5 protein-coding genes are annotated in these 12,915 nt (G+C 52.4%); all 5 read right to left on the bottom strand.

The window, feature by feature from the left end; translation table 11 throughout:
- Positions 1 to 89 precede the first annotated feature (89 nt).
- Positions 90 to 1,856 carry an ATP-binding protein gene (locus tag ACIGDJ_RS14365; protein WP_143979025.1) on the bottom strand — a complete coding sequence of 589 codons (1,767 nt, stop codon included), beginning with the start codon at positions 1,854 to 1,856 and terminating at the stop codon, positions 90 to 92.
- A 10-nt stretch (positions 1,857 to 1,866) separates the two neighbouring features.
- Positions 1,867 to 3,435, bottom strand: coding sequence for a DEAD/DEAH box helicase (locus ACIGDJ_RS14360; RefSeq protein ID WP_143979026.1), 1,569 nt, complete (start codon positions 3,433 to 3,435; stop codon positions 1,867 to 1,869).
- A 161-nt stretch (positions 3,436 to 3,596) separates the two neighbouring features.
- Complete coding sequence (locus ACIGDJ_RS14355) at positions 3,597 to 9,029, bottom strand: FtsK/SpoIIIE domain-containing protein (RefSeq protein WP_143979027.1); 5,433 nt, start codon at positions 9,027 to 9,029, stop codon at positions 3,597 to 3,599.
- Complete coding sequence (locus tag ACIGDJ_RS14350) at positions 9,023 to 10,576, bottom strand: hypothetical protein (RefSeq protein ID WP_143979028.1); 1,554 nt, start codon at positions 10,574 to 10,576, stop codon at positions 9,023 to 9,025. The genes ACIGDJ_RS14355 and ACIGDJ_RS14350 overlap by 7 nt, the downstream gene beginning before the upstream one ends.
- Positions 10,573 to 12,648, bottom strand: coding sequence for a hypothetical protein (locus tag ACIGDJ_RS14345; RefSeq protein ID WP_143979029.1), 2,076 nt, complete (start codon positions 12,646 to 12,648; stop codon positions 10,573 to 10,575). Before ACIGDJ_RS14345 ends, ACIGDJ_RS14350 begins: the two co-directional genes overlap by 4 nt.
- Between the last annotated feature and the right edge of the window lie 267 nt (positions 12,649 to 12,915).

The following is a 12,915-nucleotide window of genomic DNA, read 5'->3' as shown; positions in this document are numbered from 1 at the left end:
CAGGTTCCCTCATTCGCCTGTAATGAATCCAACAAACAAATCAAAGTTTGGATAGAAAAACCTCGTATTGCTTCGCGCCCTCCCACCAATTAATCCTCTAGGTCAAAGAAATCCATGGCTATACGCCCCCAATTCAAGCGTGCGTCTTCCATGGCAAGACGTGACTTTTCACTAGGTGCTTCATCTTCCATTCGCGCCCATGCTGCAACTAAGGAAAGGACTTCTTTAGCATATTGCTTATCAGGGCCATCATCATCTCGGAGAGCCTCGAAAAGCCGACCATGAACGGGGTGTCTAGTATTTAAAGTTACGAGAATGATGCCACCAGTTGCGCCCACATCGAAAATCATCTGCCCCGGAGCATCGGCATGCTTAAACCGGAATTTGATTTTCTTACTTACATAATCTACGGCAATCTCATGAGCCTTATCACCTTCAACTCCATCCTGAATTATTTCAGTAGATAAAGCATTAGTACGTTCATCATCCGACAGCGCCTCTTGCTTGTCACTTCGACCTGTATCCCCAACACGATCTCGACGACGATTTACAGAGTCCGTAGCTGCCTGCTCTGCTTTGTTCTCGGCACGGTCCTTCTTCGTCTGAACGCGGTCTCCTTCGCGCATTTTCGCTACCTGAGCGCGCATAACACCCAGCATTTTTTCGATCTCTCGACTGATACGATACATAGGCAGCCTGGGATCGCTATCTAATTCCAGCATTTCGCGATAACTACGCTCTGACAGCCCCTCAGCCTCCGCATCCTCCTCGAAGCTTAAGCGCATAAATCCAGTTGCTGCTTGCTTATTGTTGGTCACGCCAAAAACATCATCCAAACCAGGATCGAACTCAACCTCAATACCCCACCAACGCTCGCGAGAGTCGTAGGAATGAAGGAAACTATGATTCATCTCTAGTTCACGACCGGATCGCACAACAGAAATCCCCTGATTCTTTAGAGTATGCTGCCCAATAGGCTTAGCTCCCCCATCCCGTCTAGCTTCAGGCTTACAGATTGACGCACGAACTATCACTTCGTGCTCCTCTCCATTATGGCCAACCAGAATCTTCAGCTCTCCAAATTTTTCAAACGCGGGCACCTGGTCAAACGGCAAAGGAGCATTAGTGCCACTCATTAGATACAATGGATCATTAGGCCGAACAAAACTTTCATACAGCGCAGGGTAACCGGACCCGTTCTGCTCATAAGCTGCAAGTCTAATCCGTACAGACTTTTTATTAATAAAATGACGGTATACGCGCCCGGCAATAAACTCGGTATGCCTTAGAAGCGTTGTACTTTGCTTCCATGAGACTCGATCCAGATCACTCCAGACCACCAGAGTTCCGCTTTCTCCAATCTCCCCTACGATCAATGACAGCCACATAGCGGGAATCGTCGAAACACTTGGGGCGGGGACATCGGTCATTACTCCTTTTTTGATTTCCTCTACATCTAAATATGCATGGTGTACTATGCCTTTTTGCCAGCTCCACACATCAACACGCTTACATTGAGAGATTGACGAATTCGGAAGCCCCATACCAAACTTGCCAATCCCTTTTTGATTCTTAGGCTCAAGACGAGATCCATTTCCGAATTGAAGCGCTTTACGTAGCAATGCAGGCTCCATACCTCCGGCATTATCATAAACCGCCACATTGGAAAGCCGTCGACGGCCATTACCGTGGACGGTATCGATGCATATAAGCTCGATCTCTGTCCGCTCACCGGACTCCTGGCCAGACTGAACAGAATTATCAATTAACTCGGCTAGCGCATGCGCGGTATCTCGATACCCCGAACTGCGCATTGCAGAAATAGAAAGATCTTGAGGAATAATTGGGAATGACATTACTAGTTTCCTAAATATCTAATTTATTCCAGGTATCAAGGCTTTCCGTCAGCTGCCGTTGCACAGGCAGCGAATCAGAAGCGACTATGACCCGCAGGTAATTATTTTCAGTTCTTTTGGTGCTTGCTAATCGCCCCACTATCCCAAGAAATACGGACGCCGATAATGTAGGGACTGCAACGATACCAACAGCAACAGAGGGAATAGAATCTCCCGAAATGAAGAAACCATGAACGCAAAGTATCTGCTCATCGCGAGAGTTAAATCTTTGTATAATGACCGCTCGTTCGTCTGGGGACTTTTCACTAGTCACCGACATTGCTCTAACACCGCGCAAGGCTAGCAAACCGGCAAACAAACGAGCGTGCTCGGCAGTTGTAGCAAAAAACACAACTTTACCTGCAGCCTTTGACTCAGCCAGAAGCAAGTCTAGCAAGCAACGGTTTCGCTCAAAGTCCTTGCTCAACTCATTTACAAAATCAAGATCAAATTCCAGCGCATTATCGTTTACAAATTTTGCTATACCGCACTTTAGATCCCGAATCTCACTGATGACTTTACCTACATAACCAGCGTCTCGTAGCAGCTTCATGGGATCTTCATCATCAATAGTGATGCATGCCCCTGAAAATTTTGCACGGAACGCTGCTTGGTGAGGTATTTGAGTTATGCCGCAAGAGGATATAGCTGATATCCCCACCAAACTAATGGCACCCTCTTTCGAAAACCGCTCGATGATCTTAACTCCGATCGGATGAGTAACATGCTCGGCATCACTGAAAACTATCACTCGGGTCTTTCGACCTATTTTTTCTAATCCGCCCCCCTCATCGTTGAGTTTTCTAATATCGGCAACGATGATACAATTTTCTAGACTGCCTAGATCTGGAACAGGCCGATCACCATAAACACGATAAATGGTCACATCCCGCGACCCTATTTGCTCCCAAACCTCACGAAGTTCAATAAATGCCTCATCGCAAAGGGCTTCACCTATCCCAAGCCAAACAATAGCTCTTCCATCTGGCTCAGACCGATAAAGATCGAGTACTGCGGTAACCACTAATCGCAACTTACCCGCACCAAATGGCATATTAACTAAAACTGATGTGTCTGGGTTGGCAATGGATTTTCTTAGCTTTCGAAATGCCGTTAACTGGTGAGACCTAAGTTTATGGTTTGCCACAGCTTTCCGTGATCCTTCGACCTCTCTGCCTTTGGAATTATTGGCGTCTACCGCCACATCATACCAACCCATTAAAACTTCTAAATTCAGGAGGTTATTGTCGAAATCAACGCCCTTTAACGTCATCATTGCCGCAGAAGTCGGAAATTGAAGAAGTTCACAGAGCGCCCTTCCCTCATCACCGTCCAAATTTGAAAAAAGTAAATTACGAATGGCACTGTCACGCAACGCACCTTCTTCACCATGCATACTTACAACTAGATAGGCTAAGCCATCCACGTTATATGCATCACTACCAACCGCTTTTAGGAGAGCTACGGTAGTCTCCCCCAACAAAGTGACTAGTGAGTTTTCGTCGCATCGCGCCAAATGATCAACAAGTTTTTTTGTCACTGATACCACCTTCACGCGATACTTAACAGTCGCCTGGAATGCTCGCACACTTAGGAAAACTCTTATGATTGCGACTTATGACTGCACCGGAGCTCTGATTGAGGTATAGCCATGCCCCAATTAGTTTGTTTAAGAACTTCGTGACGATCTCAATCGCATCGTCAATTTTCACGACTACTGGCTCCGTGCATTGAGTTATCAGAGCAGATGGCTAGTACTGCCATTTCAATATCCTGATCTGACAGAAAAGGGGCTTGAGCAAACACTAACCCCTGCTCGCCATTAAGCTTAGCGGCAAGATGCCCCCTCCCTAGCAATAACTCAGCGCCCGGTCGATCTAGCGCAATTTTCGAAGTTGCCTCGCTAGAGACCTTTAATATCAAACGATTGCCTAAATTCTCGCGAAGCTGCATCGGCATTACGTCCTTGTCTGGACGCTGTGCTGCGAAGATCAAATGAATACCTGCTGCACGCGCCTTCACACCCAACCGCTGAACTGCCGCGCCCACTGCCGATTTGTAAGCATCATCAAGCATCCAGTCTGCAAACTCGTCGTGAACCAGAAAGACCATTGGCAAACGCTCTTCGGTCGAAACTTTCGAGTTATAGGTCGGTAAGTCACGGGCCCTCGCTTTTGCAAAGGCGCGGTAACGATCTTCCATCTCCTGAACCAGTGCGTCGAGAACCTCGGCGGCTTTTTCTTTAGTGGTGACGATCTCATCGCGCATATGCGGCAAGTCGGCCAATGGCGCGTAGTCCACTCCCATCTTTGGATCAATCAAGATGATTTGGGCTAACTCCTTGGGGTTGGTTGCAGCGATATCCAATATAAGTGCTTGGATGAGTACCGACTTGCCACTGCCCGTAGCCCCAGCAACCAACGAGTGCGGTTCATGTGATGAAAGCCCACCGAACTCGACCCCCAAATTCAGATATAGCAACGCACCATTAATCTCCTGGAGACCTAACAAGAATGAGGTGTTGATACCCGCAACGTTTCTATTGAGTTCTCGACGCGACCAAAGCTCCCAAAGCGACACAGCCTGCCTCTTTGCACCAGCGACCGTCACCACAATCTCGCCAGGCTTAGGCTGGACAGTCACGAGGTTGATGGCGTGAGTAGTAAGGAGCTGTGTTCGTTTGTTCTCGATATCCTCGACACGCAAGCGATCAGAACCCGCCAGACGAACGAGACAGCCGTTTGGAGTCAAACGAGTGCCGAGTATAGCCGCTTGCAGACCATAGCTATTAAGCGCAAATTTGAGCTTCTTAGTGATGTCTTGAGCCCACTCCTCCCGCTCGGCATCGGCTTGCGCATCACCGGAGAACTTAGACGCGACTAGATCAGACAGCCCGCCTCCGAAGCTGGAATTCGTAGCGGAAAGCTGAGTAGACGCTGAATCCACGATAGCTACAGAGGCAAGGACAGGCTCCTCTGTCAGTACTGGAGGCGCGCCCACTGGGCAAATCGGCGAAGCCGTCTCGGAGTCTTTGCTTATCAAAGCGACTTCTTCAACAAAAGTATCGATCTGCCCACTCGATAGCTGGCCTATTGCGGCCAACCAAGGCACTCGCGGGGCGGGCAATTTAAAACAGTGCCCTTCCCAAGGCTGCTGGGCCCCAATACCTGATCGAACCTCGTGACCTCCAGAGCCTTTAGCATAAGCTTCGGCGAGTTTTCGCAAGTCCGGCCGATCGAAAACCTCCTGCCAAGCCATAACGCCCCCTGTCTCATCAAGAAGCTCTTGCTCAGACGCCGAGGCGGAACCTGCGTCCGAGGTGTGAACGTAAACGTGCGAGTACCCACGCAGGGAAATCTCTACATCGCCATCTCGCAACTTGGCGCGAGCACGCTCCATCAAACCCGTCATACCGGGCGGGATGTCCGCATCTATAAGCATATCGGCCAAGCGGGCCAACCAAATATCCCGATCAAGACGACCAGGATCACCGAAGAGCGCCTCACGGAACATGCCTAATGTTGCCAATAGCTGATCCTTGGAGCCCCGTCGCGCCTGAGCCACCCCATCGGCTCCAACATATTTTGCCTCAACAATTGAAATGACGACGCGAACAGTCTCCTCGTACTCCTCAACGTTGAGCGCCAAAATATCCGCGATACGGCTTTCAGGTTGAGATAGCCAGCTTGCGTAATCGTCGAGTAGGAAATAGGCGGTCAATACCTGCCTACCATTCGCTGAGGCTTGGAACTCCTCTGCAAGCAAGTAACGACTTAGCACAAGGCCTAGCATCTCTCCGGCAGATACACCCCGCTTGGCTGCACGCAGTACGATATCTCCGGAGACTGAAAGTGCGTCGCGCTTCGCCTTGTCGACAGCGATTTGAATCTCGTCGGATCCGAGCTGGAGATTCAACTCATCCAAGCGTCTACGAACCAACACGCTCAACAACCGAAGCTCCGAGGTCGAGCTAACAATCATATTGCGGCCATTAGTCGAGCCTCTACGGTAGCGCACCACCGTGATGTTGTTGTGCTGAAGCTGGCGCTTGTCGAGAAGCTCGTCGTAGGTGGCTACCCATTCGGCCAACTCGTGAGCGTCCTTGATTATTTCAGCCAGAGCTGGGCTTTGAAGGGAAATGCGGCGTGCAGGCAGGAATCGCTCCCCTGGCATAGCGTCCGTCTGCCGGCAAACTGCGGCGACAGCCGACACGTACGCCCAACCTGATGCCGTTTGCCATGGGCAAACTAGGAATGTGGTCGACTTCAGCTCGTTCTCACCTGACACGCTCCGGTAAGACCAGCGGGAAGGCGCATGATCCAAGTTCGGCCGATCGTTGGTCCACTGCACTGGGAGCCATTCTGTTTGGGCCTCGCGCGCGACCACGTCATGCAGGAAAGCCACATCGAAAGCCTTAAAACCCAGCGCACTCTCTCTTGGAGTCGCCGAGAGGGGCATTACAGAAATACGCAGCTTCGAGATGAAGTTTTCGCTGGTTTCGCTGACTACTGGCAGATCAGGATCATCACCAGCCTTGTTGACCAGCTCGCCATAGACTCGCCGCAGCTTTCCTTGATCTGAGTGGCGTACCGAAACACTGCATTGGAGCTTGCCATCCTCTTGTATAGAGGAGAGCTCGCGCACTGTGGCCAGCGGCAACTCAGCTGCATCTGCGTTATAAAGCACAACGCTAAGGTTGCTTGCCTCGTGGGGCTGCAGCCCAACATAACGCTCCAAAAGCTCGCGCGCCTGTTTGGCTGCAGCCGTTGGATCGACATCGGTCATGGCTTCCTCAGCGCCACGCGTCGGTGACTCCAAAAGACTATAACCGTTAACCGTGCTGCTCTCCGAGACAAGCGTCAAAGCGCCGCCCCGATTGAGAACCGCAATCTCTGGATAGAACGGATGAGCGATCTCGTCGGTAAGTTCCCGCATAAAAATCTCGCGGTCACCATAGAGAATGCTAGCGCTGGAGAGCAAGTGTGTAGCGAAACCGGCAACGCGTCGCGTCTTTACCGCTAGAGCCTTCATTCGTTCTGGATGCCAAGGCGGGATGATAACTGCTGGGTTTTCGCCGGCAACACGCACCGTCCCGACCGATAGTATTTCAGCGACCAGCCGCGAGCGACACACATCACCACGAGCATTTACCATCAAGGTGTTCAACAGTTCGGCGTAAGACTCCGCTTGACGCATAACGGCATCGCCATGTAGCCCAGTCGTGACGAAGTCCTCCATCGCCTTGATGTAATCCTCCTCGAACTTATCCCACGATACCTTTACCTCGCTCTGCTGATGAGCCGTCAGCCTACCCCGCTCGGCGAGCTCTTTGATCCGGGTCTTAATCACATGGCGCAGGCTTTGGAGCTTGCTGGCCGAAGAAACCAGCGACCCCGCATCAGTCGAGTAAGTCGCCTCCAGCGTCCCGGTGTCGAGCAACGAGACGTTTTGTACCCCACCCTTCTTGCTTACTAACTTGCGGGGGACTTCGGTACAACCTACCGCGCCCTTCTCCAAGAGGCGGCCCATGTCTGCGACCATCGACAAGCCAATTGACGTGGGCCTGTAGCTCCAAAGGAGCTGCGTTTTAGCTAACACTGTCTCTTTGTCCTTAGCGATCTGGATCAAGGCAACGTCAAACTTGATCTGCAGGGCTAGGCGCGATAGCGACGGGTTCGGACGAACCTTGCTCTTCTTATCATTGCGAAGCTCCTTCTCCTTAGCGAAGAAGGCCTCATAGTCGAAGAGGGGATCGGGTAAGTTTGCATTGCCTAACCGCTCGACCTTCCATTCTACCTTGGAGCCCATGAGCTCCTTTAAGCCGCGGTACATAGCCGAGAAGTAGCTGCCGGCGTCGTAGTTGAATCGCTCGCGCCACTCCTTACGGCCTTTGGTCACAGTGAAACGTAGGATCCGCTCTCCTTCCGAATCACGCAGGCCGGCATGCAAGCTATTAACCACTCGAGCGAAGCCTTCGAAGAAGTCATTGCAGTCAATGGGCTTGCCATAGAGAGCTTTTTCCCAGCGCGAGCAAAGTTTGCTGTCTTGCTCCAAGAGCCTTCGCTGCTTAACGAAAAATTCTTCGTCCTCCTCCGTGAAGTCAGAGCGACGCTCACGCCCCTTCAAGTCCTCCAATAGCTTGCGACCCTCGGCATCGAGTGAGTCCTCCTGATCACACTCATGATCGAAGAAACGGATCGTGGACTCTGCTAAGCCAAGTTGCTTTTCTTTCGGCTTGTCAAAGGCAAGATAAACGCCATCGCTTTCCCACTCGAATTGGGCGAGGGCATCGGATGCCTCTTGATCTCCAGCAGGCGCTGCGACGAATGCATCAAGGGCTTGGCGGGCCCCCTCCGAAATTTCTGCAGTATTAGCCTCGACTCGCTCAGTAATCTCCTCCGAGTCAAGAGGCTGGCCATTCTGGCGGAGTTTTTTAAGCAGCGGCGCACGCTGAGCAAAGAGTTTGGTGAAAGCCTTGTGCCATGGTTTACGCGATGCTGAGAAAGTTTTGGCATTCGAGAAGAAGGCGCTGTCTCTGGGGAGTCCCGCGCATGGTAAGGCGTAACCAACCGCATCACGGATGGGCAGCCCGTGCGTGGCGATAGCCTCGACAATTGCAGAACAAAACTCGCCAAGCTGCACTAACGAAAGTTCCGAGGATGCTAACAATCCGGCTAGGGCTGAATGGAACACCGATCGGTCGTCGAGGACTGGTGCAATACCGCCTGAATGAAGCGTGGCCTCGACCCACGGAGCAGGGTCAGCCCGCATCTCCTTGGCGCCTATGGCCATGACATGACCCAATGTGTCCGCGAGGTTGTGCTCGTTGCCATTGGCAGTCAGGATCGCCGCTTTGGCGGTCAAAGCGTTATTGCGCACATAGCCTGCGTTATGCGGAATCAGAATGTCAGACGGTAGGCCTTGGCCTTCTACCAAGGCCTCCGGGATCATGAGTTCTACCCGGGCAAGCAGGTCCGGATTGGCAAGGATGGCTCGTGCGACTGCCCCGATCTGACTGGATGAAAGCTTGTCTAGCCTGAAGAGCGCAGCCAAATCACCAGACTGGCCAGGATTAGATATGCGTTGGGCGAGAATATTCGCGCCGACACGCCCAATAATGCGATCAGTCAGCATGCCGCTTCTCCCTGAAACGCAAACGGGTTTTCTACAAATGAGCAGGAGTCGGAAAGCCTGCGAACCAAGCCCAAGCTGACGAGACGGGCCTCAAGATTGTTTCGGTTCTCGCTGAGTTCTTCTTGGTCTACTAACTTGGCGCTGACTAAGCGCGCACCCTCTGCGTCACCAATTACCAGGCCATATCGGCACTTGGCTTCGGCGAGAAACTCATCGAACTGCATCCTGTCTTCCACGATGGAAACCACAATCGACTTGAGTAACCTATCGTTCGGCGCATAGCGGGTGCGTCTCGATAGTCTGCGTGAGCTGAGCCCGATAGCACGCGACCATGACGCATGAATTTTGCCGACATGCTGCTGATGGCGTGCCAAAGCATTATCAGCCAGTTTGGTAACCAACTCATCTGGACTCTTATCGGTGGAGTCCTCGTCGTCGCCACCATCAGTCGGCGGCCACTGGAAGCGGTCACGCATGAGTTTTACACGCTCAGCATCCGGAAACTCTGCAGATTCAGCTGCAGCCCATTCAACATTCAACCGGATCGACTCAACATGAGCCCGCACCGCCTTTGCTGGCAGCCCTTGATTTAATTGATAGCTATCGCCAGAAAGCGCTCGCACCTTCGTTCGCTCCTTGGAGACGATTTCGCAGATAATCTCGACCGGATCGTCATCACCTGCAACCCGCTTAGCTCGTTCCAAGAAATAGAGCAGCATGTTCAGGCCAGTGATCGCGATCAAATGCTCCAATGCATCATAGATCGGCATATCCCTGTCCAAGATCGACAACCAGTCGTCGCAGATTTGATCGAAACGATTATTGGCAATTTCGGGTAGATAACCCGAAAGCCGGGGCTCTTCGACACCCTGCGACGTACCTTGCAGAGCCCTAACCAAACGATTCATCGTTGCTTCGTTATCGAATAGGCGCTTGGCAAGGCTGTCACCGAGCTCCGCTCCACGCTTAGCCCGTGTGAGCATGAGATAGAGCAGCTCGCCTGTACGAGCAAAGAAGCGACGATCGTTGCTCATATTTCCTTTTGCATTGATCGCCAAGTCCTCATAAAGAGCGTCTGGGCCGAAAGGAAAGACGAACTTGGAACTCCAGCGCTTGTTACTGCGAGACTCGAATGACGAGGAACGCAGCAGTTCGATAGCCTTTGCGAAGTCATCAAAGCTAGTGAATGAGCGGCGCAGATAGGTCATGTCTTCATCACCATTACCTGTGGCTCCCTGTCTAAAGCGCTCAAACCACTGCTTCCACTTCTCCTCATCAGACGCGGCGTTCTCCGCAATCGATTCGACGTATGGGTTGTTGAACAGTAACCCACGCAAACGGACTTGCCGCTGCGGCTTGAACATAACTGAGCCGCCCTGATCCTGGTGAGGCCTGAGCGGCTGATCCAAGTTCGAGCCGAGTACGCCCAAGAACTCTAGAACAGTCAGGTGAGGAAGCTGCTCGTCATAAAGGCGATGACCCCAAATGTTCTCGTCGACGCAAAAATCGACGCTTTTAATCTCAGGCCTCTTGATGATTCCACTCATTCCGAGATCCTCACCGTCACAGGGCGTGAAAAGCCGCGACCACCTGGCTCAATATCGATGAAGTTGAGTGTCAGCATGGCGGTCTCACTACCTACTTCATCATCATCTCCTGCTAGGCTGGCTTTCTTGACGATCTCTGCCTTCCGCAAGAGCTTCGCCTTGAAAGCCAGCAGATCTTCGAGGCACTCATTGGAGAAGCTCGCTGGCAAAGCCCCCTCAGCCACACGCGAGAGAAACTCATGACGGATAGGGGTCAAGTCGAAAGCAACCGAATTGCCCGGGCCCGCAGCGAGCGAAACGTCGAGTCGAGGGCGGCCCGTATCCTCGACAAGCTTGATCGCCATACCTACGCCGCCCTGCCTGCGGGAGAACGTCTCGTGGTCACAAAGCACGCTGACTCGGCTTTGAGTGAAACCGCCCGAACTAGCGATGAAGATGCGATCTTCGTTTTCGAGAAGGAGACCTGTTAATACGCGGTTAAGACCCTTAGCAAGGCGCCCGCGGACTATCTCGCTAACGGGCTTCTGCGCCTTGAGCGCTTCGATGATTTCCAAGTAGTCCCCAGCAAAGCAGAATGCTGTCATCGACCAATGCGGATAACCTCTTTCCCCATCCGGAAGTGTGAAGAAGAGCCTGCGTCGCTGGTCTTCAAGCATCGTAAGGAACTCGGCCGCCTCTCCTTCCAAGCGTGCCCCCTCATACCCTTCCAAATAGGAATTTTGGGCAGCGCGGAAGGCAGTCGTGGCCCCATAGATAGGATCGATCGCGACCAAACGCTCGAAGTCGGCTTGCAGCCGCAAATCGTCCTTCCCATAAACCAGCAACCCATCAGCAGCATTGGTGGACTCATCGCCCACGCCAAAGCTGGACATCGCCTTGAAGATGGGGCGGTCAGAGGTCCTTCGCTTAAGGAGATTGGCTCCGAAGGCGTTGGCATAGACACTAGCCGTCCCAAGAGTGCCTCCTTCCTGAATCTTCGCGACATCGGCACAGGTCAGCAGGTTGTCCTTGGCCTGCTTGGCATCGGAGCAACCGAGGATCATATTTGAACAAAGCGCAAGTAAGTCGCGTATAGGTAGATGCAGCCCATTGTGCCTGGCGATTTCAACCAAATCGCCCAAGCGACGAGAGAGCTGCCCACCATCCGCCTCACCCAAAAGCCTGCGGCGATTCTCGTCGATGGGACAAACTTTACCGTCGGCCTGAAGTGCACAGCGTTTGCAGTTGTCCCACTCGGGATGCCCCGCCACAGCCATAGCCACCTCATCTAACGTTTTGCGGCTAGTCGAGCGACTAAGATCGAACACAGCCAGGCGCTCAGGAGCTGGCCCGGCCTGTAAGAAGCGCTCTTGCAGCGGCTTGCGAAGTGGGTGATCACGCTCCTGGCGACGGCCTAGATCACGTAGACGATCAAGAATTTGGCCATGGTTTGCGGCAAGAATCACTACCTCAGAATCATCGCCTTCTAGCACCGATCTTTCCAGTCGCCGCAATGGCAGATCGCTCTCCTCGCCATTGAGCTCGGAAAGATCCTTGATAAAGACAGCCAAGCGACCATCCGCCAGATGTAACTCTTTCACGTTGCCCTTGGCGGCCCAAGCCTTGGGATCCCCCCCAATGCGCTCCCACAGGGCACGGCAATGGTACGTCTTACCATCACCAGCTGTTCCAGCTATCAAAATAGATCCTGGCGCCTTGGATTCAATGTGCCCCACCATGTCCTCTAATAGAGGTGTCGACAGGCTAATCGGCTTTACTCCTGCCTGTGCCAACGCCCTCGAAACGTACTCGTCGAACATCGCCAGATTGCTCGATGACGGCCCATAGCTACGTAGGAATTGAACCCAATCACTTGCCGGTGGAACCTCAATGTCAGTACGCCGTACAGAGCCGCCACGACCTTTACCGGCCTGCAACACCCCCTGTCCTATCAGGGCGTCACGCGTCTGCCAATAAAACTCATCTCTTAGCTGTGGAAACTGAATCCTGAGTTGCTCTAGCAACGACTGGTTTCCAATACTGGAGCCATCGGAGGGAACGGCGGCCAGCAAGGCCTCAACCAACTCATTCATGCACCAAACCCCCTCTGGCACCAGTCTTGACAGGTACCATCAAAATCAATCAACGACTGTCGGGGATCAGAGGGGAGGTGTACTGTAAGGCTGCGACAGCAGCACATATTGAAAACCATCCCTGCTGTACCGCGACCTTCCATTTGCGATGTTCGTTACCTTATCTACTGACCAAGCACGGGTAAAGACATGCTCGGTTTTTTTGGCAACATACTCAGGCCGCCGGCATGTAGGAGTAATAAGATGCCTAGTGTAGCGTTAACGCAA

The organism is Pseudomonas sp. NPDC079367 (genome assembly GCF_044542195.1).
GTDB lineage: Bacteria > Pseudomonadota > Gammaproteobacteria > Pseudomonadales > Pseudomonadaceae > Aquipseudomonas.
This window is presented reverse-complemented; position numbering and strand designations above follow the sequence as displayed.

Bases quoted from the DNA above. Each gene is read 5' to 3' on its own strand.
- ACIGDJ_RS14350 (WP_143979028.1), bottom strand. From the start codon at position 10,576: ATGAGTGGAATCATCAAGAGGCCTGAGATTAAAAGCGTCGATTTTTGC.
- ACIGDJ_RS14355 (WP_143979027.1), bottom strand. From the start codon at position 9,029: ATGCTGACTGATCGCATTATTGGGCGTGTCGGCGCGAATATTCTCGCC.
- ACIGDJ_RS14345 (WP_143979029.1), bottom strand. From the start codon at position 12,648: ATGAATGAGTTGGTTGAGGCCTTGCTGGCCGCCGTTCCCTCCGATGGC.
- ACIGDJ_RS14365 (WP_143979025.1), bottom strand. From the start codon at position 1,856: ATGTCATTCCCAATTATTCCTCAAGATCTTTCTATTTCTGCAATGCGC.